Source organism: Pseudomonadales bacterium (assembly GCA_041395665.1).
Taxonomy (GTDB): Bacteria; Pseudomonadota; Gammaproteobacteria; order Pseudomonadales; family UBA7239; genus UBA7239.
In genome coordinates this window covers 96,293-121,697 of the sequence record JAWLAB010000001.1, presented here as the reverse complement: position 1 = coordinate 121,697, position 25,405 = coordinate 96,293, and the positions used below count along the sequence as shown (strand labels likewise).

The window sequence follows — 25,405 nt, the reverse complement described above, 5'->3', positions numbered from 1 at the left end:
ACAATGTCATCGCCTCATGCCATTGAGGTGTTGCTGGAACAGGCGACAAGCCTGTTGTTGGCGATGAGCGATTCCGCGCGTTTAGATGCAGAGGTTTTATTGGCGGATGTGCTGCAAAAAAATCGCGCGTATTTATATGCCTACGGTGATGTAGAGCTGGATCCGGCTGCGCTGCATCTTTTTTTACAGTATGTAGAGCGGCGAAAAAATGGTGAGCCAATCGCGCATATCACGGGTCAACGAGAGTTTTGGTCGCTATCTTTGATGGTAGATGCCAGCACTTTAATTCCGCGCCCTGATACGGAAGTATTGGTAGAAACAGCGTTGCGTTCTTGCGATAAAAAAAATGCGCAGGTTTTAGATCTCGGTACGGGAACCGGTGCGATCGCTTTGGCCTTAGCGCATGAGCAGCCGCAGTGGCGCATTGACGCTGTGGATAGGCAGCTGCAGGCAGTCGCCTTGGCAAAACAAAACGCACAAAACTTACAGCTGCACAATGTTCGTGTTTACGAGAGCGACTGGTTTTCTGCTGTAGAGGAAAATGCGCGTTTTGACATAATCGTCAGCAATCCACCGTATATTGCAGCCAGTGACAAGCATCTCTGCGAAGGTGATGTGCGTTTTGAACCGCGCAGCGCATTGGTGGCTGATGAGGAAGGTTTTGCGGATTTGTTTTTTATTGCGCACACAGCAAAAAAATATCTTGCTGAAAATGCTGTGCTGTTGTTGGAGCATGGATTTGAGCAGGGCGAGCACTTGCGAAATTATTTGTCGCAGTGTGGTTATGTCGCTGTAAAAACGGAAAATGATTACAACAACAATGCACGCGTGACATGGGGTGTGTGGTCGCGAGGAATGTCGCATGAATGATCAACAGTTGTTGCGCTATAGCCGCCATATTGCTTTGCAAGGTTTTGATATTGAAGGACAGGAACGCGTTAATCAGTCGAGTGTGTTGATCGTCGGTGCGGGCGGATTAGGTTGTCCGGCGGCGATGTACTTAGCTGCTAGCGGTGTGGGGAAAATCATTTTAGTTGATGACGATGTCGTGGAGCTGAGTAATTTGCAGCGACAAATTGCTCATGGCAATGCGGATATTGGTAAAACAAAGGTGGCATCTTTAGCGGAATCACTGCGCGCGTTAAATACAGAAATGATTGTTGAAGAAAAATGCCTGCGTCTGGCGGGCGATGTATTAACTGAACAAGTTGCCGCCGTCGATGTGGTGTTGGATTGCTCCGATAATTTCACCACGCGTTTAGCAATCAATCGCGCCTGTGTTGCGCATAAAAAACCCTTGGTATCGGGTGCTGCTATTCGTGGTGAAGGGCAAGTATCAGTCTTTAATTTCAGCGCAGAAAGCCCGTGCTATGCCTGCCTCTATGGTGAGCAAGATGCGCAAGAAAATCTCTCGTGCAGTGATAGCGGTGTGTTGTCGCCTTTGGTGGGGATTGTCGGTGCGATGCAGGCGGCAGAAGCTTTGAAAATAATCGCTGGCTATGGCGAGCCTTTAGATGGTCGCGTGCTGTTATTAGATGCAACAAGTATGCAAGTTCGTACGATGGTGCTGAAAAAAGATTTAGCGTGTTCGGTTTGCGGAGATGGCGCGTAGCTAGCTGCACACGCTTCTTCCTCCATCCACTTTAATAATTTGTCCTGTGATATACGGCGCATCGCGCAATAAAAACAAAACAGTTTTTGCAATATCCAGCGCTTCGCCTGTGCGATGTAGTGGAATTTTCTCTAGTATTTTTTCTTGTGCTGTCTCGTGTTCTTGCGTCGCATCTTTTGGCCACAGAATTGCGCCTGGTGCGATGCCATTGACGCGAACCTGTGGAGCCAATTCACAGGCGAGTGATTTTGTTAGCATCACATTGCCCGCCTTGGCCATGCAGTACACGGTGTGCTGTGCTAGTGGTGTTTCTGCATAAATGTCGGCGATGTTGATAATGCAGCCGAATTGTTTTTTTAGATGATCGGACAAGGCCTGCGCTAAAAAAAATGGCGCTTTCATATTGCTGTCTATCAATGCATCCCAATCGGTTTCTGTGGTTTTCCTGATTGGTGTAGGAAAAAATGAAGAAGCGTTATTGATCAGCGCGTCGATATGACCCCATGCAGCAACAGATTGTTTCGCTAATGACAGAATGGCGCTGTGATTCTGCAAGTCAGCGGCAATACAAATAGCGGAATCAGCTCGTTGCGTATTGAGATTGTGTGTCAATATTTCTGCTGATTTTTGCGAATGACGATAATGGATAATGATGTTGTAGCCGGAATCATGTAACTGCTCTGCGATAACCGCGCCAATTCTTTGTGCGCAGCCCGTTATCAGTGCAACAGGTGGTGTAGCGTTAGTGAGATTCATGTTGTTCCTGATTGGGTTGTGCAATAGCTTTTAAGGCATGGATACGCAAGCGTCGCAACTCTTCGCCAAAGGCTTTGCCAGAAAAAATTTCGCTATCAATATCTTTGCCGGTGATCGCATTGCACAGCGCATAGGCGTCGCGCAAAAATGCTGTTGGTAAATACGAGCAATTTTCAAATCCAGTGCGACCGCGTGCATCAGCTTCGCAGGCCATCAAGAAAGGTTCCAGCCTTTGTGGTCGACGGAATACATCTAAATTTTCAAATAATTCCAGAATGGTCGCTGCGCGCAGTGTGAGTGCTCGATGGCAGTGTGTGTGATACACCGCGGTTAGCACAGCAAGATCACGATACTCGGTAGGCACGCCCAAGCGTTCGCACAAAGCGATGACCAAGGGTTTACTTTTTGCTTCATGACCAATATGGCGAGGTAAAACGGACGCAGGTGTCAGTGCTTTGCCTAAGTCATGACACAGTGCTGCAAAGCGCGCGACAGTGTTGTCAGTGAGTTTTGCACACTGCTCGACAACCATCAGCGTGTGCACACCTGTATCAATTTCTGGGTGATGCTGTGGCGGTTGCGGCACGCCAAACAAGGCATCCACTTCGGGGAAAATAACAGCCAGTGCGCCGCATTGTTGCAAGACAGAAAAAAATATTTGCGGATTTTTTTCGCCCAGTGCGCGCTCGCATTCACGCCAGACGCGCTCTGGCGTTAAAGCACCCACTTCGCCTGCGGCTACCATCTCGCGCATCAGCATTAGCGTTTCTTCGGCGATGTGAAAACCTAAATGATGGAAGCGTGCAGAAAAACGCGCCAAGCGCAAAATGCGAACAGGATCCTCTGCAAAAGCGGGCGATACATGGCGTAGAATTTTTTTCTGCAAATCGTGCTGTCCATTGTGAGGATCAACAAGATTGCCTTGCTCATCTTTTGCGATTGCATTGATGGTTAAGTCGCGGCGATATAAATCCTCTTCCAGTGTAACGCCGGTATCGGTATGAAAAACAAAACCGTGATAACCGCGCGCTGTTTTTCTTTCTGTGCGCGCCAATGCGTATTCTTCAGCGGTTTCCGGGTGTAAAAAAACGGGAAAATCTTTACCTACCGGTTTGTAATCAAGTTCTAGCATTTGTTCCGGTGTTGCACCAGTCACTACCCAATCGCGCTCGTGTACAGGAATGCCGAGCAGCTGATCGCGTACGGCACCGCCAACCAAATAGATTTTTATACCGTTGCTTTGTGCTGGCATTTAGCACTCAGTTGCGATAGCTGTCGTAGGGCGGATAGGAATAGCCTTCATTGGTAGGAACGACACGGCTGCCGCGTGAGTTCTCCATCAATTTTACGCGTTGCCCTACGCCAAACTGCTGTTCGTTTATTGGCACGGCAATGGCAACGGTGCGACCACTATCAAGTTGAATAATCAATTCGCAGCCGTCCGTTGCTGTCATGCCTTGTTGCGTCGCGCTGCCCACTAACCCACCGACGAGAATGCCAATCATCGTGCCTAAGCCTTTATCCCAGCGCCCCGATACTGCATTGCCCGCTACGCCGCCAATCACTGCGCCTGTTACTGCTCCAACGCCGTTGCTGTAACCGCGTAAGTTGACGCGGCGCATTTCGCGCACCGTACCGTACTCCACATTCATGGACTGGTTGGTTTCGTAGCGCGAATAGCTTTCTTCATCGCGTTGAGCGCAACCAGCTGTTACCCCTATTAAGCTGAAAGCCAGTGCAATGCTAAGAAATGTTTTCATGGTGTAGTCCTCGTGGATACTCAGCATCAAACAACGACCGTGATGGGAAGTCAAACGCGTGTAAACCTAGGTAAAAACTTTGATAATGCGGCGCAGTGACCAAGGGCGGAAAGATATGACGGAAGCAATTTTAGTAACGGGTGGCGCTGGTTATATCGGCAGCCATGCCTGCGTGGCACTGTTGAATGCAGGCTTTTCTGTGGTGGTACTGGACAATTTTTGCAACAGCCATCCCGTCGCATTGGAGCGTGTTGAAAAAATTACCGGTCGCGCACTGGTGACTTATCGCGGTGATATGCGTGATCGCGCATTATTGAATCAAATTTTTATACAGCACACGATCAGTGCGGTAATGCATTTTGCGGGATTGAAAGCGGTGGGCGAATCGTGCAGTGAGCCATTGCGCTACTACGAAAACAATATCAGTGGCACGCTGGTGTTATTGCAGGCGATGCAGGCGCATGCCGTCCACCGTTTGATTTTCAGTTCATCCGCTACCGTGTATAGCGCAAACAGCACAATGCCTTTGGACGAAACAGCCGCGCTGGGCGCGTGCAATCCTTACGGTCAAACTAAACAAATGACCGAACAAATTTTGTGCGATGTTTGTGCGGCGGCTGCGTGGCAAGTGGCGTTGTTGCGCTATTTCAATCCCGTCGGCGCGCATGCAAGCGGTTTGATTGGCGAAGATCCTGCGGGCATCCCGAATAATTTGTTGCCGTACATTGCGCAAGTGGCGGCTGGTGTGCGCGCGGAGTTGCCCGTGTTTGGTGACGACTACGCAACGCCTGATGGCACCGGCGTGCGCGATTATATTCATGTGGAAGACTTAGTAGCGGGGCATCTCGCTGCCTTGCGTTTACTGTTATCAAAACCAGAAGCGCAATCATTTTGTCGCGCGTACAACTTAGGCACAGGGCAAGGTTACAGCGTGCTGGAAATGGTAAAAACCTTCGAGCGCATCAGCGGAAAACCCGTGCCGTATCGCGTCATGCCGCGCCGCGATGGTGATGTGGCTGAGTGTTGGGCGGATGCCAGCCGTGCACGCGAAGAATTGCAGTGGGTGGCAGAAAAAAGTCTTGAAACAATGCTGGCGGATAGTTGGCGATGGCAGTTGAATAATCCGCAGGGGTATCGCGGTTGATGAAATATGCGGTGGTTACCGTGCGTTGTACACCACCATGGTTTTGCCTTTCGCGCTAATTAGATTTTGTTCTTCTAATGTTTTAAGTACACGCCCGACCATTTCGCGTGAGCAGCCGACGATGCGTCCAATTTCTTGTCGCGTGATACGAATTTGCATGCCGTTGGGATGTGTCACTGCGTCGGGTTCTTTGCATAAATCCAGCAGTGTGCGTGCGACGCGGCCGGTGACATCCATAAATGCCAAATCGCCAACTTTGCGTGTGGTGGAGCGCAAACGGTGTGCTAATTGTTTGCCCATAGCGAGCAAAATTTCTGGATGGTTGTCGCTGATTTCGTGAAATTTGGTGTAACTGATTTCGCCAACTTCGCAGGCATTTTTTGCGCGCACCCACGCACTGCGCGGATTGTTTTCATCGTCGAACAAACCCATCTCACCAAAAAAATCACCGGCATTGAGATAGGCGACAATCATTTCGCGGCCGTCGGCATCTTCAATCAAAACTGTGACGGAACCACTGATGATGTAGTACAGCGCATCGCTGGTATCGCCTGCATAAATAATGGTGCTTTTGGCGGGATAGCGGCGGCGATGGCAATGCTCGAGAAACTTATCGACATTATGAATTTTGGGTGTGAGCGAAACGGAAACCAAAGCGGCCTCTCCTTTTTCTTTTTATGAACGCCGTGCTTTGTAGCAGGGGGTTTGTGATAATGGGCATGAAAACAAAACCTTGAGTGATTAGCAACGATGAAATCGACAGTGAGATGGGTGGGCGAGGCGATGTTTCTCGCGGAATCAAGCAGTGGGCATTGCGTGTTGATGGACGGCCCACCGGATCACGGTGGCCGCAATTTGGGTCCGCGCCCGATGGAAATGTTGCTGATGGGTATGGGCGGCTGCGCTTCGTTTGATGTGGTTAGCATTCTGCAGAAGTCGCGCCAAGCAGTGACGAACTGTGTCGCGCAATTGGAGGCCGAGCGCGCGGATGAGATTCCCGCCGTATTCACGCGCATCCATATTCATTTCGTCGTCAGCGGCAAGCAGTTGAAGGACGCGCAGGTCAAACGCGCAGTGGATTTGTCGGCCGAGAAGTACTGCTCCGCCTCGCTGATGTTCAGTCGCGCTGGCGCGACGGTCACGCATAGCTACGAAATCGCGTCAGAAGCGTGAACGGAAGCGGTTTACGGGTTTACATTGCGCCCTCCATAGGGCTAGAATTCGCGCCCCGCCTAAGAGCGGGCTGTTAATTATTATCGGAAGAACACATGCCTTCAGTACGTTTGAAAGAAAACGAGCCATTTGATGTTGCACTGCGCCGCTTCAAGCGCTCTTGCGAAAAAGCGGGTGTATTGGCGGAAGTCCGCCGCCGCGAGTTCTATGAGAAGCCCACTTCAGTGCGCAAACGCAAAGCTGCTGCGGCAGTTAAGCGTCACCTGAAAAAGCTGTCTCGCGAAAACCGCCGTCAGCAACGCCTGTACTGATTGCTCCGCCCAGTTTCGCTGGGCATTTCAGCACTTATTTAAAAAACCACGCGTGAAGCTCATGCGTGGTTTTTTGCGTTTGCAGTATTATGGAAAGTCCTACGAAAGGATGAAAACCATCGCGGTATGGCCGGCTTAATTCCTCAATCTTTTATCGATGATTTGCTCGATCGCGCCGACATCGTCGAAGTGATAGATCGCCGCGTGCGCCTGAAAAAAAGCGGCCGCAATTACATGGCCTGCTGCCCCTTTCACGATGAAAAGACGCCCTCGTTTAGCGTCAATCAAGAAAAACAGTTCTATCACTGCTTCGGTTGTGGCGCGAGCGGCAATGCCATTGGCTTTTTGATGGCATTTGAAAACTTGGATTTTCCGCGCGCTGTGGAGAGCTTGGCGCAACTGCAAGGCGTGGAAGTGCCGCGCGAGCAACTCTCTGAGCAGGAACAGAAAACCCAGCGCGTGCAGCAAGATCTGTGTGCGCTGCTGGAGCAGGCGGCGGCATATTTTCAGCGGCAGTTGCAGCAGCACCCGCAAGCGGACAAAGCGCGTGCGTATTTACAGCAGCGCGGTTTGAGCGAGGCGGTGATACAGCAGTACGGCATCGGCTACGCGCCCCCAGGCTGGGACAATCTCATGCAGCATTTGCTGAGCGCGGGTTGGCAGGAGTCGCTGCTGTTGGAGAGCGGCATGCTGGTTGATCGCGACGACACCGGCAAACGTTATGACCGCTTTCGTGATCGTGTGATGTTCCCTATTCGTGATTTGCGCGGCCGCGTGATCGCTTTCGGCGGTCGTGTGCTGACCGACGAAAAGCCCAAGTACCTGAACTCGCCGGAAACGCCGGTGTTTTCCAAGGGGCGCGAGCTGTACGGGCTGCACGAAGCCAGCCGCAGCAAGAGTACTTTGGCGCGCCTCGTGGTTGTTGAAGGCTATATGGATGCAGTGGCGCTGGCGCAGTTCGGGCTGGCTGGTGCGGTGGCCACGCTGGGTACGGCGGCAGGCACCGCGCACTTGGAGAAAGCCTTCCGCTACGCCAATGAAGTGGTGTTTTGTTTCGATGGCGATGAAGCCGGTCGCCGCGCCGCTGTGCGCGCGCTGGATGTGTCTCTGCCTGCCCTGCGCGAGCAGCGCCAAGTGCGATTTTTATTTCTGGGTGACGGCGACGACCCCGACAGCTATGTGCGTCGCAGTGGTTTGGACGCGTTTACCGCGCTGTTAGAAAAAGCACTGCCGCTGTCGGAATATCTGTTTGAGCAAGCTAGCCTTGGTTTGCAGATGGATGCTGCCGAAGGGCGTGCCGCCTTGGCCAGCCGTGTGGCTCCGCAGTTGCAACGCCTGCCGGATGGTCCCTTCCGCCAGCAGATGTTTGTCGATTTATCGCTGCGTACACAGTTAGATATCGCTTACTTACAACGCTTGGTGGGCGAGCGTGTCAGTGTGTCGCAATCCGAAGCAGCAGATGCCGCGCACTCGCTATTGCCGCAAACTGAACGCTCTGCTAGCCCACAAAAAATCATGCCGAAAGCTGCCGATACGCGGCGCATCGCGCTCAGCCTGCTGGAATCGATTCTGCATTTGCTGTTGCACTACCCGCATCTGCATCAACAGCTGTTGCCGGCGTTGTCGCGTCTACAGCAGGGTGAGCCGAGTGGTGATTTGCTGACTTTGTTGCGCTTGCTGAACTTGATGCAGGAGCATCCGCACGCCAGTCGCAGTCGCTTATTGGGGCTGTGGCATGGTCAATACGGCAGCGAAAGTGGCGCGCATTTGTACGAGTTGGCGAATCGCGAAAAACTGGTGGATAACGAATTGCTGGCGGCAGAGCAACTGCAGGCTGCGTTAGAGCGCTTGCTGCTACGCATTGAGCAAGAGAATCCATTGCTGCATTTGATCGAGCAATCGCGCGTGCGCGAGCTGACGGAACTGGAAAAGCACGATTTACAGCGCTTACTGCGGGAAAAGCACAGCCGTTGAATACGGGAATCGTCTTGCAATCTAGAGATATGCCCCCACCATCCGGTATAATCCGCGCCCTTTAACGCCTTGAAAACACAGATTGGATCGCCTCATGTCCGAGATCGTCAAACAGCAACAGTCCCGCCTGAAAGACCTGATTGCCCGTGGTAAAGAGCAGGGCTACCTGACTTATGCCGAAGTCAATGACCACTTGCCAGAAGATCTTGCGGATGAGGAGCAGGTCGAAAATATAGTTCAAATGATCAACGATATGGGCATTCGTGTTTTTGAAAATGTGCCCGATGCAGAAGCGTTGTTGATGGCAGACGGTGAAGCAGCAATCGATGAAGCCGCTGCCGCAGAGGCCGCTGCTGCATTAGCTGCCGTAGAAAGTGAAGTGGGTCGCACCACCGATCCTGTGCGTATGTACATGCGCGAAATGGGCACGGTGGATTTGCTGACGCGTGAAGGTGAAATTGTTATCGCCAAACGCATTGAGGAAGGTATTCGCGAAATGATGGCGGCACTGTCTTATGTGCCGGGTTCTGTCGAAGCGATCTTGCAAGAATACGCGATGGTCGCAACAGAAGAGCGAAAACTCAGCGACATCATTACTGGCTATTTGGATCCGATGGAAACAATGCCTGTTGCGCCGGGCGCAGCGGTGAATAACGATCAAGAATTACCTGAGCCGGGCGCAAAAAAAGCAAAAGCCAATGGCAAAGATGAAGAAGATGATGATGATGATAGTGGTGATGATGAAGCTGAAGTTGATACAGGTCCTGACCCAGAAGAAGCAAAAATTCGTTTTGGTAAATTGAAAAAGCAGTTTGATAAAGCACAAAAGGCTTTGAGTAAACACGGTCGCGATAGCAAGCAAGCTGGCAAAGAAATGGAAGCGCTGGCAGAAGTGTTTAAATTTCTTAAACTGACGCCGCGTCAGTTTGATCCTATTTTGAAAAACTCTCGTGATGTGTTGGCGCAAATTCGTGCAGAAGAGCGCGCAATTATGACGCTGTGTGTTCGTCGCGGCGGCATGGATCGTAAACATTTTATTGAAGCGTTTCCTGGCAACGAAACCAATGAGAAATGGCTCACTGCGCAAATGCGCCTCAAGAAAAATCAAAGCAATGCTGATCGTTTAGAAAATATCAAACCAGATGTACAACGCAGCCAGAGAAAACTGCTGCAAATCGAAACGCGCATGGATATGCCGTTGGCAACATTGAAAGAAATCAATCGCCGCCTGTCGCTCGGTGAAGCGCGTATGCGTCGTGCCAAACGCGAAATGGTGGAAGCTAACTTGCGTTTGGTAATTTCTATCGCCAAAAAATACACCAACCGTGGTTTGCAATTCTTGGATTTGATTCAAGAGGGCAATATCGGTCTGATGAAAGCGGTGGATAAGTTTGAGTACCGTCGCGGTTATAAATTTTCCACTTACGCAACATGGTGGATTCGTCAGGCGATTACGCGTTCGATTGCTGATCAGGCGCGCACCATTCGCATCCCCGTACACATGATTGAAACCATCAACAAACTGAACCGCATTTCGCGTCAAATGGTGCAAGAAATGGGTCGCGAACCCACGCCGGAAGAACTGGGCGAACGCATGGAAATGCCAGAAGACAAAGTGCGTAAAGTGTTAAAAATTGCCAAAGAACCGATCTCCATGGAAACCCCTGTGGGTGACGATGAAGATTCACATTTGGGTGATTTTATTGAAGACACGACGATTCAATCGCCGATTGAAGCAGCAACAACGGAAGGTTTGAGCGAAGCAACGCGTGAAGTGTTGTCCTCACTCACCGCGCGCGAAGCGAAAGTGTTGCGTATGCGTTTTGGTATCGACATGAATACCGATCACACGCTGGAAGAAGTGGGCAAACAATTTGATGTCACGCGTGAGCGCATTCGTCAAATCGAAGCGAAAGCTTTGCGTAAATTGCGTCACCCCACACGCTCCGATTATCTGCGCGGTTTTCTCGACGAATAATTCGCACACTCTTTGGGCCTATAGCTCAGTTGGTCAGAGCAGTCGACTCATAATCGATTGGTCGTAGGTTCAAGTCCTACTGGGCCCACCAAAAATAAAAAATCCAGCATTGCTGGATTTTTTATTTTTTGCTATGAAAAAAGATCAGCTTGCTAATGCTTGCTCCACCGAAGCCAGCTTCACGCAAGTGGTGAAAATCGCCATGCACAAATCTACTTCGTCCAATTTAGGGAAGCTGGGTGCAAGGCGGATGTTGCGGTTTTCTGGATCTTTGCCGTAAGGGAAAGTGGCACCTGCAGGTGTGAGTTTTACACCTGCTTCGGCAGCGAGTTTTACTACGGTGGTCGCAAGTCCAGCACGAGTATTGAACGACACAAAATAGCCGCCGACAGGTGCTGTCCATTCGCCGAGATCACTGCCAGCAAACGCGGTTTGCAAATGTTGCAGTACGCAATCAAAGCGCGGCTTCAAAATCGCGGCGTGTTTTTTCATGTGTTGTTGCACAGCGGGTGCGTCCGCTAAAAACGCAAGATGGCGCGCTTGATTGACTTTGTCGGGGCCGATGGTGGCGATGCCGAGCTGTTTGCAGAACACCGCCAAGTTTTCTTTGGATGCGCCCATAAACGCCACGCCAGCGCCGGCATGGGTGATTTTTGAGGTGGAAGTAAATTGCAACACACTGTGTTCGGTGCCGTGTGCGCGGCAGCGTTCCATGATGTTGGCGAGTGCGGGTGCATTGTCAGCTAAATCGTGCACCACATAGGCGTTATCCCAGAACACGCGGAAATTAGCGGCGGCAATTTTGCCGAGCGCGGCGATGCGATCGACCGTTTCCGCGCTGTAAACACAGCCGGTCGGGTTGCTGTATTTTGGTACGCACCACATACCTTTGATGGAGGCATCGGCTTTGATCAAAGCTTCCACTTGATCCATGTCGGGGCCATTGTCGGTCAAGCGCACGGAGATCATTTCGATGCCGAGCTGCTCGCAAATCGCAAAGTGACGGTCGTAGCCGGGCGATGGGCAGAGAAACTTCACGCTGGCTTCGTTGCGCCATGCGCTTTTGCCATCAGGGCCCAGCATCCACGCGTACTGCATGGCTTGGTACATCATGGTGAGGCTGCTGTTGCCGCCCGCGATTACTTCGGCAGGATCGAGGCCGAGCAGCGCTGCGCCCAATTTGCGCGCCGAAGGTAAGCCTTCTAAGCCGCCGTAATTGCGCAGGTCGGTGTTGTCGAGTGTGTAGTTGCTGTGCAGGTTGCCGTCCAGTGCATCAGACAGCGCCAATTGTTCGGCAGAGGGTTTGCCGCGCGTCAAATCCAGTGACAGCTTGCGTTGCTGATAATCGGCATACTGCGCACGCAGTTCCTTGTGCCAGTTTTCCAATTGTTCACGGGAAGCTTGTTGGATTTGCACGGAATCACCCTCGAGAAAAAGCGCGCAATTATAGGCATAAGCGCGCGTTAACCGAAGAGTTTCAAATCAAAAAGGTTTTAAGACGGCGAGCAAAATGATGGCAATGAGAGCGATGACCGGCAACTCGTTGAACACGCGAAAAAACACATGGCTGCGGGTATTGGTATCCGCAGCAAATTGGCGCAAAAAATGCCCACAAGCCCAGTGGTACGCAATCAACAACAGCACCAAAGCCAGCTTTACTTTGATCCAACCCATGCTGAGCAGCGCGGGGTTCAGATGCAGCATCCATAGCCCCAAAATAACCGTGGCAATTGCTGCCGGCGTCATGATGCCGCGATACAGTTTGCGCTCCATGATTTTGAAGCGCTCGCGGCTGATCGCGTCATCGCTCATCGCGTGATAGACAAATAAGCGCGGCAGATAAAACAGCGCAGCAAACCAGCAGATCACAGCAATCAGATGGAAGGCTTTTAGCCATAAAAACAGCATGATATTTCTGCATCCTGAAGTGGGAATCGTTAAAATGATAACGGATTCAAAAGCAGTGCAGGTGTCATCGTGATTAAAGTCGGCATAGTGGGCGGCACGGGTTATACCGGTGCGGAGTTGTTGCGTTTGTTGGCGCAGCACCCGCAGACGGTCGTGCAGGTAATTACTTCGCGTGGCGAAGCGGGTATGCCGGTGTCGCAGTTGTTTCCCAATTTGCGCGGTCGTTTTGATCTGGCGTTTTCTGCGCCGGACATTAAGCAGCTCGCTGCCTGCGATGTGGTGTTTTTTGCCACCCCGCACGGCGTAGCGCAGGCCATGATGGCTGAACTGATGCAGACCGGCACGCGCGTGATCGACCTCTCAGCGGATTTTCGGATTCGCGATATTGCAGTGTGGGAAAAATGGTACGGTCAAAAGCACGCTTGTCCTGAGCTGGTGCAAGAGGCGGTGTACGGTTTGGCGGAAGTGAATCGCGAGGCGATACGCAACGCGCGTTTAGTGGCTTGTGCGGGCTGCTATCCCACCGTGATCCAACTGGGTTTGCTGCCGCTGTTGGAAGCCAAACTCGTGAAGCCGGATAGCTTGATCGCCAATGCAGTGTCGGGTGTGTCGGGCGCAGGACGGCAAGCCAAGGTGGATATGTTGTTCTCGGAGCTAAGCGGTAGTTTCAAAGCTTACGCCAGCGCGGGGCATAGGCATCTGCCAGAAATTGAGCAGGGTATCCACGCGCTGCAATCGGCGGGTGAACAGCCTTTCGAGCTGACTTTCGTACCGCATTTGGTACCGATGGTGCGCGGCATGCACGCGACGATTTACGCGGATTTGCTCGACGATTCGGTCGATCTGCAACAGCTTTATGAGCAGCGTTATGCAGACGAGTATTTTGTCGATGTGCTGCCCGCCGGTTCGCATCCAGAAACGCGCACGGTGAAAGGCGCGAACACTTGCCGCATTGCGGTTACCAAGCCGCAAGGGCGTAAACGCGCTGTGATCATGGCGGTGATCGACAATTTGACCAAGGGCGCGTCCGGTCAGGGCGTGCAAATCATGAATATCATGCACGGTCTGCCGGAGCAGACGGGCTTGGAAAATCTGGCGTTGATTCCCTAAGGGTTGACCCCATAAACAGGGTATTGAGGAGCTAAACCATGAGTGCCGAAGCATTAGCTGCAGAAGAAATCAGTGTCACTGCTAGCGCCGCCAATAAAGTGCGCCGTTTGGTGGATGAAGAAGCCAATCCCGATTTGAAGTTGCGCGTGTTCGTGACGGGCGGTGGCTGTTCCGGCTTTCAGTACGGTTTCACTTTCGATGAGATCGCTGCCGAGGATGATGCTTTTATCGAGAAAGATGGCATCACCGTGTTGGTTGATCCGCTAAGTTATCAGTATTTGGCCGGCGCAGAAGTGGATTACGAGGAGGGTTTGCAGGGATCGAAGTTTGTGATTCGCAATCCAAACGCACAAACCACCTGTGGCTGCGGCTCGTCCTTTTCCATTTAGCAGGCGCTTTGCACCCACCAGCGGTCATTTTCTTACGGTGGGGTAGCTTGCCCTGACAGGGAGGCTATGCCAAGGTTTCCTTCTCCCTCACAATTTGGAATACCCATGCCCTTGTCCTTGGCATCGCAATTGATGTTGATTGCTGTGATCGGCTTTCTCTGCCAATGGCTGTCATGGCGTATCAAGATTCCCGCTATTTTGCCGTTACTGCTGTGTGGCATTGCTCTAGGCCCCGTTTTTCATGTGATCGATCCCAAAGTGGTTTTTGGTGACATGCTCTTGCCTGGTGTTTCCATTGCCGTTGCCATTGTGCTGTTCGAAGGCTCGATGACATTGAAGTTGAGCGAGTTGCGCGGGCTTGCCGGTCCGGTGAGGCGACTGGTAACCATTGGAGCCCTTGTGACTTGGTCAACCATGACGGCGGTCACTTACTGGTTAACGGACCTGTCACTGGAGCTGGCGCTATTGTTCGGAGCGTTGGTTACGGTGACAGGCCCCACCGTCATTGTGCCGCTGTTGCGTAGTGTCAGGCCGATCGCCAGTGTGGCTCGCATATTGCGTTGGGAGGGTATCGTTATTGATCCCTTGGGTGCGCTATTTGCGGTACTGGCTTATGAACTGGTGGTTGCCACGGGTTCAGATACGGTGTTGTCGCATGTGGCGTGGCTATTTGCCTATACCAGTGGTTTTGGTGCTCTGCTCGGTTTCGTTATGGCCCACTTTATGGGTCAAGTGCTAAAGCGTCACTGGCTACCTGAGTATTTGCGCAGTTTCATGGTGCTGTCGGTTGTGGTAGGGCAGTTTGTGTTGGCCAATAATCTGATCGAAGAATCTGGGCTGATGGCGGTTACTGTCTGCGGTATCACGCTAACCAATCTTAAGCAGGTAGACACCAGCGATATTCTGCATTTCAAGGAAAACCTCACCATTTTATTGATTTCAGCGCTTTTTTTGATATTGGCTTCCCAGTTGCAGTTGGAGCAGCTCAGCCAGTTGGGCGCTACGGCCTTGCTGATTCTGCTAGCGGCACAGTTTGTTGCTCGCCCCTTGTGTGTACTTGCCAGCACTTGGAAGAGCAATTTGAATTGGCGAGAAAGCATTACTGTCTTGGGTCGCGCCGCGCGGCATCGTGGCCGCTTCTGTGTCAGCGCTCTTTGCTGACCGCCTTGCCAGCCATCATGTGGCGGGTGGTGACCAGATGGTACCGCTGACATTCATGATCATCATCGGCACGGTTGCGCTGCAAAGTCTCACGGCCCGTCCGATGGCGCGTCTATTGAAGGTGGCGGAGCCTGATCCCAATGAGCTGTTGATCATTGGCGCTAACCCCATTGCACGAGCATTGGGAGAAATACTGCTCAAGAATGGCTTTTCTCCTACGCTGGTGGACTCCGATTGGGACAACATCAAAGCGGCGCGCATGGTCGGACTGAACACTTTTTACGGTCATCCGGTTTCTAAGTATGCCGACCAAGAGCTGGATCTGGTGGGCATTGGCCGCATGCTCGGCCTGAGTCGCCATCGCGAATTAAACACCGTGGCCGCCATGCGTTATCGTATGGAATTTGGCGAGCAGAACATCTACACCTTGGCCGATCCCGAAGGTACCAAGGAAAAGCATACTGCCGCCTCTCGCCACAAAGGGCAATTTCTGTTTGCTGATGACATGACTTTCGCTCGCCTGTCCGCCCTTGTAGCGCAAGGCGCTGAGTTTCGCACGACTAAGCTAACCGAAGAATTTAGTTTTGATGCGTACCTACATACACCAGAGCGTTGTGTTTGGCCCTTGTTTGCCATGGATACCAATAATCGCCTGCACATTTTTAGCAGCCACAGTCAGCTTTTGCCTCAAGCAGGCTGGTCGATTATCGGCTTAGTCAAAGAAGCATCGATCAAAGAAGCACAAACCAATACGGGGCAAGCTGCCTAGCTGGCCAAGTACACACCGCCCAAGATACATGGGCGACTGGCACCGGTAACGGAGGGCGCATTGCCTGCTTTGCGCTCCAATCTTTGCTTCGCCAACCAGGCAAAGGCCATCGCCTCGAGCCAGTCGGCCGAGATACCGAAGTCGCTCGTGCTGCCAATAATCGATTGTGGCAACAGCGAGGCGATGCGCTCGCGCAGATAAGTGTTGTGGCTGCCGCCGCCGCAGAGCAGCACGCGATCAATCGGGGCAGGAAGCTGAGCGATGGCATCGCCAATACTGCGAGCAGTGAATTCCAGCAGCGTGCGCTGAACATCTTCTGCTTTGATTTCACCGATCTCCGTTAGCTGCGCTTCCAGCCAAGCGAGATGGAACATTTCGCGCCCCGTGCTTTTGGGTGCGGGCAAAGAAAAATAGGGGTGGCTGAGCAATTGCTGGAGCAGCGCCTCGAGGCATTGGCCGGATCGCGCCCAGCTGCCCTCGGCATCGTGTGCAAGACTTTTGTGTTTTTGTATCCAGCTATCCATCAACACATTGCCTGGGCCGGTATCAAATCCACTGACAGAAAAGTTTTGTGCAAGCAGCGTAATATTCGCCATACCGCCGATATTTACAATCACGCGATTTTCATTTTCGCTGCGCAAAACAGCATCGTGAAAAGCCGGAACCAGTGGCGCACCTTGGCCGCCTGCCGCAATATCCATGCGCCGAAAATCAGCAACGGTTGTGATGCCTGTACGAAAGGCAATGGTGTTGGGATCGCCAATTTGTAAACTAAAAGGTGATGAGTGATAAGGATGATGGCGCACGGTCTGACCGTGGCTGCCAATGGCGCGCACTTGCTCAGTTTTTATGTTGGTTTTTTTTAAAACAGTGAGTGCCGCTTCGGCAAATAATTCACCGAGCTCCACATCCAATGCGCCCATGCGATTGATTTCATCATCGCTAGGTTGGCACAGTTGGGCGATACGAAAACGCAGAGAATCTGGGATTGCCAAATTCTCTGCGTGTATCAAGCGTGGTGATTTTTCGTTGGTCAAATCGACCAAAGCAACATCAATGGCATCCAAACTGGTGCCAGACATCAAACCGATATAGATATCAGTTGATGTCGAAATCACTGACGAATAGTGCCAGTGTTATTTGCGGCAAGATTTTGTGTAGGCTGAGTTGCTGTAGTAGCCAGCTGTTTCATTTGCGTCATCAATGAGGTGATCTTTTTCTCAAAATCAGCTTTTTCAGATTTTGACAAAGGCTCAGCCATCGCAACGTTCATGTTGGCGAGAGGGTTAACTGCCGCACCATTCACATGGAACTCATAATGCAAGTGAGGGCCAGTCGCTAAACCTGTTTTGCCAACGGCGCCAATTACTTGTCCTTGAGAAACGCGCTGACCATTTTTTACGCCAATTTTGCTCATGTGGCCGTACAGCGTGGTGTAAACGCCACCGTGCTGAATCATGACGACATTGCCAAAACCATTGCGTACACCGGCGAAAACAACCTTACCATCACCTGCTGCTTTAATGGGTGTGCCGGTCGGTGCGGAGTAATCGATACCTTTGTGCGCGCGAATTTTATGCAGAATGGGGTGATAGCGACCTGAACTGAAATAAGAGGATACGCGAACAAAATCGACAGGTGTACGCAAAAACTGTTTACGCATGATGTTGCCATCTGGCGTGTAGTAACTGGTCGAGCCATTTTTGTTGGTGTATTGAATGGCGCGATAAGTTTTACCTTGATTGGTAAATTCGGCGGCAATAATGTTGCCGTGACCGATAGACTTTCCATCCAAGTACAAATCTTCATACATCACAGAAAAGCTGTCGCCTGTTTGGATTTCTTGTAGGAAATCGATGTCGTAGGCAAAAATATCAGCCAGCTTTAATGTCATCTTGTCATTCAGGCCAGCTTTTTGTCCGGCCATAAAGAGTGAACTATCGATAACGCCGTGTGCGTAGCTGTAGCGTACTTCGGGTACCAAAGTAACGCGCTCGCTTTGATAAGAATCGCCTACGCGTTTAATTGTCAAGCTTTCCAGTTTGCTTTGGTGCAAACGCAACTCTTGCGCTTTGCCATCCTTCATTAATACATCGAGTTGATCATCTAAATTTAACGACGCCAATTTTTTTGCGTCTTTGCTGCTATTGGTGATGCTGTGAATTTCATTCACAGACAAACCGGCTTTTTGTAACAAGCTGGAGAGCGTATCCCCTTTGCGCACGGTTAAATGCAGCCACGGATCCGTTTCAATAATGGGAGCAACACTAATTTCTTCCATTGGCGCAACGGCTGCCGCTGTAGGAATTTCAGGCGTTACTTTTGTTGGTGCAACAATGTCAGGCAACAGGCCTTCTTCTTGTGCACGATAAGCAACAACGCTGTCGGGAAGAATGACGAGCGTTGTAGCAATGAGGAGAGAAATACTGCACGCGGCAATTAAATGATGGCGCGGAAAATGACGCGTCCAAACACTGCCAGTATTGTGATTTTCTTTAAATAACATAGTTTTTGTATGGGTATTTTTGGGTAAAAGAGGCCGATTTTAGGCGCGCCTGAGCTGTTATGGCAACCCATAATTGTGGTCGGGTATTCAAAGGCTGATTCTTCGCCTTGGTATTTATTGAGCATTTCGGTAGTGTGTGCACCCTTGCTAAATAGGCGATAGAGGATGGGTGTTGTGGCGGTAAAAGACCTGATTTCGGATCTGCAGGAGAGAGGCTTGGTCAACCAGATAGCCGGCGAGGATGCGCTGGTCGAGCATTTGATGGCAGGTGCTCGTACGGTCTACTGCGGCTTTGACCCCACGGCGGATAGCTTACATATCGGCAGCCTCGTGCCTTTATTGGCGCTGCGTCGCTTTCAGTTGGCTGGGCACAAGCCGGTGGCGCTCGTGGGTGGAGCGACCGGTATGATAGGTGACCCTAGCTTCAAATCTGAGGAGCGCAAGCTCAACACGCCCGACATCGTGGCGGGCTGGGCGGACAAGATCCGTAAACAGGTGTCGCGCTTTGTCGATTTTGAGGGCGATTGCGCGGCACAGGTGGTCAATAACTACGATTGGACTGCCAATTTAAGTGTGCTGGATTTTCTGCGTGACACGGGTAAGCACTTTTCCGTCAATGCCATGATCAATAAAGAGTCTGTGCGTCAGCGCATCGAGCGAGAGGGCGAAGGTATTTCTTTTACCGAATTCAGCTATATGTTGTTGCAGTCCATGGATTTTGCCGAGCTGTATAAAAGGATGGAGTGCACCGTACAAATCGGCGGCTCGGATCAGTGGGGCAATATCACGGGCGGTATTGATTTAACGCGTCGCCTACATCGTCAGCAAGTCTATGGATTAACGCTGCCGTTAGTCACGAAGGCTGACGGTACCAAGTTCGGCAAAACAGAAAGTGGCACGGTGTGGCTGGATGCATCCAGAACATCGCCTTATGCCTTCTACCAATTCTGGATGAATACGGCTGACGCGGATGTGTATCGGTTCCTGCGTTATTTTACTTTTTTGGATACAGCAGCTATTGAAGAAATTGAACGCATTGACGCTGAGGCGCAGGGACGGCGTTCTGCGCAAGGTATTTTGGCGCGCGAAGTGACCACTTTGGTTCACGGTGAAGAGGGTATGCAGGCGGCGGAGCGCATCAGCCATGCTTTATTTTCAGGCGATGTTAGTCAGTTGGCGGAAAGTGATTTTGCCCAGTTGGCGCAAGATGGTTTGCCGTCGTTAGTAGTTTCTGGTGGCGAACGCTTGCTGGTGGATTTGTTGGTGGAAACTGGTTTGGCGGTTACACCACGCGGCGAAGTGACCTTAGGGCAAGCGCGTAAATTTGTGCAGGAGGGTGCGGTGTCGGTGAATGGCGCGAAGTGTGATGACTTATTGGCTCAATTGAGCGCTCAAACCGCTATTTTTGGCAAATACCACTTGCTGCGTCGCGGCAAAAAACAATTTTATTTATTGGTGTGGCAATAATTTCAATTTATTTTCAGATTCTAGTTGCAACGGTTTTTTAGTTGCCTATAATGCGCGTCCGCACTGAGCAGTGCCTCAGGCGGGTTGGTTACCAAGATATCAGACAATGCGTGTGGGTACTTGTAGATAGCAGTAGAATCAACACATTACCCTGACACCATTCATTTGTGAAAGTTGTGTATTGAGCCGAGTTTTGGGTGTTTGGCGGGTTACTGCTAACATCCGCTCTTGCCCATTGGGCAGAGTTAAAAAGATTGAACTGAAGAGTTTGATATGGCTCCAGATTGGAACGCTGGCGGCAGCCTAACACATGCAATCCGGAGGATGAAAGGGGCTTGCTCCTGGATTCAGCGGCGGACGGTGAGTAATGCGCAGGAATCTACCTCGTAGTGGGGGATAACGTCTCGAAAGGGGCGCTAATGCCGCATACGTTCTGAGGAAAGAAAGCAGGGGACCTTCGGGCCTGCGCTATGAGATGAGCTTGCGTCCGATTAGCTAGTTGGTGGGGTAAAGGCCTACCAAGGCGACGATCGGTAACTGGTCTGAGAGGATGATCAGTCACACTGGAACAGAGACACGGTCCAGACTCCTACGGAGGCAGCAGGGGGAATATTGGACAATGGGGGCACCCTGATCCAGCCATGCCGCGTGTGTGAAGAAGGCCCTCGGGTTGTAAAGCACTTTAAGCGGGGAGGAAGGCCTGATGGCTAATATCCATCGGGATTGACGTTCCACCAGAATAAACTTTCGGCAAACTTCGTGCCAGCAGCCGCGGTAATACGGGTGCAAGCGTTAATCGGAATTACTGGGCGTAGGCGCGTAGGTGGTTAAGTCACGATCGAAAGCCCCGGGCTTAACCTGGGAACTGCAGGTCGAACTGTGCTAGAGTATGGTAGAGGGGTGTGGAATTTCCTGTGTAGCGGTGAAATGCCATATAGGAAGGAACATCAGTGGCGAAGGCGACACCCTGGACCGATACTGACACTGAGGCGCGAAAGCGTGGGTAGCGAACAGGATTAGATATTCCCTGGTAGTCCACCCGTAAACGATGTCTGCTAGCCGTTGGGGGGCTTGTCCCTTCAGTGGCGGAGTTAACGCGTATAAGCAGACCGCCTGGGGAGTACGGCCGCAAGGTTAAAACTCAAATGAATTGACGGGGGCCCGCACAAGCGGTGGAGTATGGGTTTAATTCGACGCAACGCGAAAAACCTTACCGGTCTTGAACATCCTAGGAACCCTTTAGAGATAGAGGGTGCCGCAAGGGCCAGAGACAGGTGCTGCATGGCTGTCGTCAGCTCGTGTCGTGAGATGTTGGGTTAAGTCCCGCAACGGAGCGCAAACCCTTCCTTAGTTGCCAGCATTCAGTTGGGCACTCTAGGAGACTGCCGGTGACAAACCGGAGGAAGGTGGGGACGACGTCAAGTCATCATGGCCTCATTACGACCGGGCTACACACGTACTACAATGGGACGCACAGAGGTTGCAATACCGCGAGGTGGAGCTAATCCCACAAAACGTTTCAGTCCGGATCGAGTCTGCAACTCGACTCCGTGAAGTCGGAATCGCTAGTAATCGCGAATCAGCATGTCGCGGTGAATACGTTCCCGGCCTTGTCACACCGCCCGTCACACCATGGGAGTTTACTGCACCAGAAGCCGTAGCTTAACCGCAAGGGGGGCGCCGTCCACGGTGTGGTCGATGACTGGGGTGAAGTTAACAAGGTAGCCGTAGGGGAACCTGCGGCTGGATTCCCCTCCTTAAACGAAAGCTGCACGATCAAGTGCCCATACACACTTGTCTGATAACAAGAAACACACTTGAACATGCCTGGGTGAAGAGTCGGCAGAATATGCCGCTTGGTTGCGGGCATTTTTAGGCCTGGGCTCAGTTTGGTTAGAGCGCACCCCTGATAAGGGTGAGGTCGGCAGTTCGAGTCTGCCCTGGCCTACCACTCTTTGTGAGGGAAACGGGGCTATAGCTCAGCTGGAGAGCGCTTTGCACGCGGAGGTCGCGGTTCGATCCTTAGCTCCACCATTTGTTGGCTGTGTTGTCTGAGAGAAATCAGAACGGAGTGATGGTTGTCATCACTGTTTTCTGGTTTTTATGCAGATGTTCTTTAAAAAGATAGAAACTGTAGTAATAAGTATATGCTGAATCAAGCAGCCATGTTGTTGGTGTCGCCTAGACGCAATGACAGCAATCCGGCGAAATAAACAGAAATGCGACAGTCGATGCATTTTTTGTCCAGTCGTTTGTCTTATGGTCAAGCGACTAAGCGCATACAGATGCCTTGGCAATGAGGAGAGGCGAAGAAAGACGTTGGAGCCTGCGATAGCTTCGGGGGCAACCGACCTTTGATCCGGAGATCTCTGACAGATGGGAAACCCACCTGTCATAAGCGGTATCCTTGACTGAATCCAGTCAAGGAGGCGAACCAGGGGAACTGAAACATCTTAAGTACCCTGAGGAAAAAGAAATCAAATCAGAGATTCCCTAGTAGCGGCGAGCGAACGGGGACCAGCCCTTAACACAGTGAGTTCCTGTGGAATGCTCTGGAAAGTGCAGCCGTAGGAGTGATAGCCTTGTACACGAAAGGGCTCATTGTGTGAAATCGAGTAGGACGGGACACGTGTTATCTTGTTCTGAATACGGGGGGACCATCCTCCAAGGCTAAAAATACCCTCATTGACCGATAGTGAACCAGTACCGTGAGGGAAAGGCGAAAAGAACACGTGGTGAACGGAGTGAAATAGATCCTGAAACCGTATACGTACAAGCAGTAGGAGCCCCTACGGGGGTGACTGCGTACCTTTGTATAATGGGTCAGCGACTTACTGTCAGTGGCAAGCTTAACCGTATAGGGGAGGCGTAGCGAAAGCGAGTCTTAATAGGGCGATTTTAGTCGTGGGGTAGACCCGAAACCGAGGGATCTAGCCATGGGCGGGTGAAGGTTAGGTAACACTGACTGGAGGCCCAACGGGATCTGTTGAAAAAGTTCGGATGACCTGTGGCTGGGTGAAAGCTAATCAAGCTCGAGATAGCTGGTTCTCCTCGAAAGCTATTTAGGTAGCGCTCGGACGAATACCACTGGGGGTAGAGCACTGTTAAGGCTAGGGGGTCATCGCGACTTACCAACCCTTTGCAAACTCCTGAATACAAGTACTATCCGGGAGGCACGGCGGGTGTAACGTCCGTCGTGAAAAAGGGAAACAAACCCAGCTAAGGTCCCCAATCATGGCTAAGTGGGAAACGATGTGGGAAGGCATAGACAGCTAGGAGGTTTGGCTTAGAAGCAGCCATCCTTTAAAGAAAGCGTAATAGCTCACTAGTCGAGTCGGCCTGCGCGGAAGATCCAACGGGGCTCCAACGGAACCGAAGCTGCGGATGCATCTTATGATGCGTGGTAGAGGAGCGCTTTCTGTACGCCTGTGAAGCTCGATTGAGAAGTCCGGGTGGAGGTATCAGAAGTGCGAATGCTGACAAGTAACGACAAGGAGGAAAAACTCCCCCCGCCGGAACCTCAAGGGTTCCTGTCCAACGCTAATCGGGACAGGGTTAGTCGGCCCCCTAGGCGAGGGCGAAAGCCGTAGTCGATGGAAACAGGTTAATATTCCTGTACTTTTTGGTATTGCGATGAGGGGACGGAGAAGGCTAGGCCAGCGCGGCGTTGGTTGTCCGCGTTTAAGGTGGTAGGCTGAGATCTGGCCAAATCCGGGATCTTAAGGCCGAGAACTGATGACGAGTGTCCATTGTGACGCAGTGGTTGATGCCATGCTTCCAGGAAAAGCCTCTAAGCTTCAGGTATCAAGGAACCGTACTCCAAACCGACACAGGTGGTCAGGTAGAGAATACCAAGGCGCTTGAGAGAACTCGGGTGAAGGAACTAGGCAAAATGGTACCGTAACTTCGGGAGAAGGTGCTCCTGTCGGTGAAGGACTTGCTCCGTAAGCTATGGGGAGTCGAAGAGACCAGGCCGCTGCAACTGTTTATCAAAAACACAGCACTCTGCAAACACGAAAGTGGACGTATAGGGTGTGACGCCTGCCCGGTGCCGGAAGGTTAATTGATGGGGTTAGCGCAAGCGAAGCTCTTGATCGAAGCCCCGGTAAACGGCGGCCGTAACTATAACGGTCCTAAGGTAGCGAAATTCCTTGTCGGGTAAGTTCCGACCTGCACGAATGGCGTAATGATGGCGGCGCTGTCTCCACCCGAGACTCAGTGAAATTGAAATCGCTGTGAAGATGCAGTGTACCCGCGGCAAGACGGAAAGACCCCGTGAACCTTTACTACTGCAGCACTGGACTCTGACACTATCTGTGTAGGATAGGTGGGAGACTTTGAAGCGTGCTCGCTAGGTCGTGGAGTCGTCCTTGAAATACCACCCTGGTGGTGTTGGGGTTCTAACTCTGACCCCGTTATCCGGGTCGAGGACAGTGTGTGGGTAGTTTGACTGGGGCGGTCTCCTCCCAAAGAGTAACGGAGGAGCACGAAGGTACCCTCAGCATGGTCGGAAATCATGCAATGAGTGCAATGGCAGAAGGTGAACTGCGAGACCCACAAGTCGAGCAGGTACGAAAGTAGGTCATAGTGATCCGGTGGTTCTGTATGGAAGGGCCATCGCTCAACGGATAAAAGGTACTCCGGGGATAACAGGCTGATTCCGCCCAAGAGTTCACATCGACGGCGGAGTTTGGCACCTCGATGTCGGCTCATCACATCCTGGGGCTGAAGCCGGTCCCAAGGGTATGGCTGTTCGCCATTTAAAGTGGTACGCGAGCTGGGTTCAGAACGTCGTGAGACAGTTCGGTCCCTATCTGCCGTGGGCGTTGGAGATTTGAGAAGAGTTGCTCCTAGTACGAGAGGACCGGAGTGAACGCACCTCTGGTGTTCGGGTTGTCACGCCAGTGGCATTGCCCGGTAGCTATGTTCGGACGGGATAACCGCTGAAAGCATCTAAGCGGGAAGCCTCCTTCAAGATGAGATCTCCTGAGTCAATCCCCCGAGGCCGTTGAAGACTACGACGTTGATAGGTTGGGTGTGTAAGCGCTGCGAGGCGTTGAGCTAACCAATACTAATTGCCCGTGAGGCTTGACCATATAATAGAAATGACTGGAAAAACGCGGATTGCCTTGCTTGATCCAGCAACGACTACTACAGTATCTATCGCTTTATTCGGGTCCCTAGCGGCTCTCCTTAAGGAGATAAGCCCGCGATACCCAAACGAATTGCCTGATGACAATAGAGAGCTGGAACCACCTGAACCCATGCCGAACTCAGAAGTGAAACAGCTCATCGCCAATGGTAGTGTGGGGTCTCCCCATGTGAGAGTAGGTCATCGTCAGGCATCTAACACAAACCCTTGGCCATAAACCAAGGGTTTTTTTTAG

Annotated in this window: 18 protein-coding genes, 2 tRNA genes, 3 rRNA genes and 1 pseudogene; 16 read left to right on the top strand and 8 right to left on the bottom strand. The window is 51.7% G+C overall.

Annotation, left to right across the window (positions count from 1 at the left end):
- The first annotated feature begins 3 nt into the window (after positions 1–3).
- Both prmC and moeB read left to right on the top strand, forming a co-directional pair.
- A complete protein-coding gene (gene prmC, locus R3E63_00715; GenBank protein ID MEZ5538485.1) occupies positions 4–870 on the top strand; it encodes a peptide chain release factor N(5)-glutamine methyltransferase in 867 nt (288 codons plus the stop codon).
- Complete coding sequence (gene moeB / locus R3E63_00710) at positions 863–1,612, top strand: molybdopterin-synthase adenylyltransferase MoeB (protein MEZ5538484.1); 750 nt, start codon at positions 863–865, stop codon at positions 1,610–1,612. The genes prmC and moeB overlap by 8 nt, the downstream gene beginning before the upstream one ends.
- Here the strand turns inward: moeB and R3E63_00705 are convergent, their stop codons facing one another.
- Genes R3E63_00705 through R3E63_00695 form a run of 3 tightly spaced genes read right to left on the bottom strand, consistent with a single transcriptional unit; the run spans position 1,613 to position 4,128 of the window.
- Positions 1,613–2,368 (bottom strand): pteridine reductase, encoded by a 756-nt coding sequence (locus tag R3E63_00705; GenBank protein MEZ5538483.1) that lies wholly within the window; start codon positions 2,366–2,368, stop codon positions 1,613–1,615. It abuts the gene before it with no gap.
- Entirely contained in the window at positions 2,355–3,599 is a 1,245-nt protein-coding gene (locus R3E63_00700) for a multifunctional CCA addition/repair protein (GenBank protein ID MEZ5538482.1), read from the bottom strand. Before R3E63_00700 ends, R3E63_00705 begins: the two co-directional genes overlap by 14 nt.
- A gap of 28 nt (positions 3,600–3,627) precedes the next feature.
- Entirely contained in the window at positions 3,628–4,128 is a 501-nt protein-coding gene (locus R3E63_00695; GenBank protein MEZ5538481.1) for a glycine zipper 2TM domain-containing protein, read from the bottom strand.
- Positions 4,129–4,243: 115 nt separating this feature from the next.
- On the opposite strand from R3E63_00695, the gene galE reads away from it, so the two are divergent.
- On the top strand, positions 4,244–5,272 hold the full coding sequence (galE, locus tag R3E63_00690) for a UDP-glucose 4-epimerase GalE (GenBank protein ID MEZ5538480.1): 1,029 nt from the start codon (positions 4,244–4,246) through the stop codon (positions 5,270–5,272).
- 15 nt (positions 5,273–5,287) lie between these two features.
- Here the strand turns inward: galE and crp are convergent, their stop codons facing one another.
- Positions 5,288–5,926 (bottom strand): cAMP-activated global transcriptional regulator CRP, encoded by a 639-nt coding sequence (gene crp / locus R3E63_00685; protein MEZ5538479.1) that lies wholly within the window; start codon positions 5,924–5,926, stop codon positions 5,288–5,290.
- Positions 5,927–6,022: 96 nt separating this feature from the next.
- Here crp and R3E63_00680 point away from each other — a divergent pair, with 96 nt between their 5' ends.
- The 5 genes from R3E63_00680 to R3E63_00660 all read left to right on the top strand — a co-directional run bounded on the left by R3E63_00680 (position 6,023) and on the right by R3E63_00660 (position 10,799).
- Positions 6,023–6,445 carry an OsmC family protein gene (locus R3E63_00680; protein ID MEZ5538478.1) on the top strand — a complete coding sequence of 141 codons (423 nt, stop codon included), beginning with the start codon at positions 6,023–6,025 and terminating at the stop codon, positions 6,443–6,445.
- Between the two features lie 95 nt (positions 6,446–6,540).
- Complete coding sequence (rpsU, locus tag R3E63_00675; protein MEZ5538477.1) at positions 6,541–6,756, top strand: 30S ribosomal protein S21; 216 nt, start codon at positions 6,541–6,543, stop codon at positions 6,754–6,756.
- Between the two features lie 126 nt (positions 6,757–6,882).
- The gene (dnaG, locus tag R3E63_00670) at positions 6,883–8,730 is read left to right on the top strand and encodes a DNA primase (GenBank protein MEZ5538476.1); all 1,848 of its coding nucleotides are present in this window, start codon (positions 6,883–6,885) and stop codon (positions 8,728–8,730) included.
- 94 nt (positions 8,731–8,824) lie between these two features.
- Positions 8,825–10,708, top strand: coding sequence for an RNA polymerase sigma factor RpoD (gene rpoD, locus R3E63_00665; protein MEZ5538475.1), 1,884 nt, complete (start codon positions 8,825–8,827; stop codon positions 10,706–10,708).
- A 14-nt stretch (positions 10,709–10,722) separates the two neighbouring features.
- Positions 10,723–10,799 (top strand) — tRNA-Ile (locus tag R3E63_00660).
- A 53-nt stretch (positions 10,800–10,852) separates the two neighbouring features.
- Here R3E63_00660 and R3E63_00655 read toward each other — a convergent pair.
- Both R3E63_00655 and hemJ read right to left on the bottom strand, forming a co-directional pair.
- Positions 10,853–12,124, bottom strand: a complete 1,272-nt coding sequence (locus R3E63_00655) for an aminotransferase class I/II-fold pyridoxal phosphate-dependent enzyme (protein MEZ5538474.1) — start codon at positions 12,122–12,124, stop codon at positions 10,853–10,855.
- A gap of 66 nt (positions 12,125–12,190) precedes the next feature.
- On the bottom strand, positions 12,191–12,616 hold the full coding sequence (gene hemJ / locus R3E63_00650) for a protoporphyrinogen oxidase HemJ (GenBank protein ID MEZ5538473.1): 426 nt from the start codon (positions 12,614–12,616) through the stop codon (positions 12,191–12,193).
- A gap of 69 nt (positions 12,617–12,685) precedes the next feature.
- On the opposite strand from hemJ, the gene argC reads away from it, so the two are divergent.
- The 3 genes and pseudogenes from argC to R3E63_00635 all read left to right on the top strand — a co-directional run bounded on the left by argC (position 12,686) and on the right by R3E63_00635 (position 16,045).
- Entirely contained in the window at positions 12,686–13,726 is a 1,041-nt protein-coding gene (gene argC / locus R3E63_00645) for an N-acetyl-gamma-glutamyl-phosphate reductase (GenBank protein ID MEZ5538472.1), read from the top strand.
- 38 nt (positions 13,727–13,764) lie between these two features.
- The gene (erpA, locus tag R3E63_00640; protein MEZ5538471.1) at positions 13,765–14,115 is read left to right on the top strand and encodes an iron-sulfur cluster insertion protein ErpA; all 351 of its coding nucleotides are present in this window, start codon (positions 13,765–13,767) and stop codon (positions 14,113–14,115) included.
- Between the two features lie 105 nt (positions 14,116–14,220).
- A pseudogene (locus R3E63_00635) lies at positions 14,221–16,045 on the top strand (sodium:proton antiporter).
- On the opposite strand, the gene R3E63_00630 reads toward R3E63_00635, so the two are convergent.
- Together R3E63_00630 and R3E63_00625 are read right to left on the bottom strand one after the other, a co-directional pair.
- Complete coding sequence (locus R3E63_00630; GenBank protein MEZ5538470.1) at positions 16,042–17,163, bottom strand: anhydro-N-acetylmuramic acid kinase; 1,122 nt, start codon at positions 17,161–17,163, stop codon at positions 16,042–16,044. The pseudogene R3E63_00635 and the gene R3E63_00630 sit on opposite strands and share 4 nt — an antisense overlap.
- The gene (locus R3E63_00625; protein MEZ5538469.1) at positions 17,160–18,551 is read right to left on the bottom strand and encodes a peptidoglycan DD-metalloendopeptidase family protein; all 1,392 of its coding nucleotides are present in this window, start codon (positions 18,549–18,551) and stop codon (positions 17,160–17,162) included. The genes R3E63_00630 and R3E63_00625 overlap by 4 nt, the downstream gene beginning before the upstream one ends.
- Positions 18,552–18,725: 174 nt before the next feature.
- On the opposite strand from R3E63_00625, the gene tyrS reads away from it, so the two are divergent.
- From tyrS to rrf, 5 genes are all read left to right on the top strand, one after another.
- The gene (gene tyrS / locus R3E63_00620; GenBank protein ID MEZ5538468.1) at positions 18,726–20,018 is read left to right on the top strand and encodes a tyrosine--tRNA ligase; all 1,293 of its coding nucleotides are present in this window, start codon (positions 18,726–18,728) and stop codon (positions 20,016–20,018) included.
- A gap of 256 nt (positions 20,019–20,274) precedes the next feature.
- A 16S ribosomal RNA gene (locus R3E63_00615) occupies positions 20,275–21,777 on the top strand.
- Positions 21,778–21,892: 115 nt separating this feature from the next.
- A tRNA-Ile gene (locus tag R3E63_00610) sits at positions 21,893–21,969 on the top strand.
- A gap of 310 nt (positions 21,970–22,279) precedes the next feature.
- Positions 22,280–25,114: ribosomal RNA gene (locus R3E63_00605) — 23S ribosomal RNA — on the top strand.
- Positions 25,115–25,246: 132 nt separating this feature from the next.
- A 5S ribosomal RNA gene (gene rrf, locus R3E63_00600) occupies positions 25,247–25,362 on the top strand.
- The 16S, 23S and 5S rRNA genes sit together here with 1 tRNA gene alongside, the layout of an rRNA operon.
- Positions 25,363–25,405 lie beyond the last annotated feature (43 nt).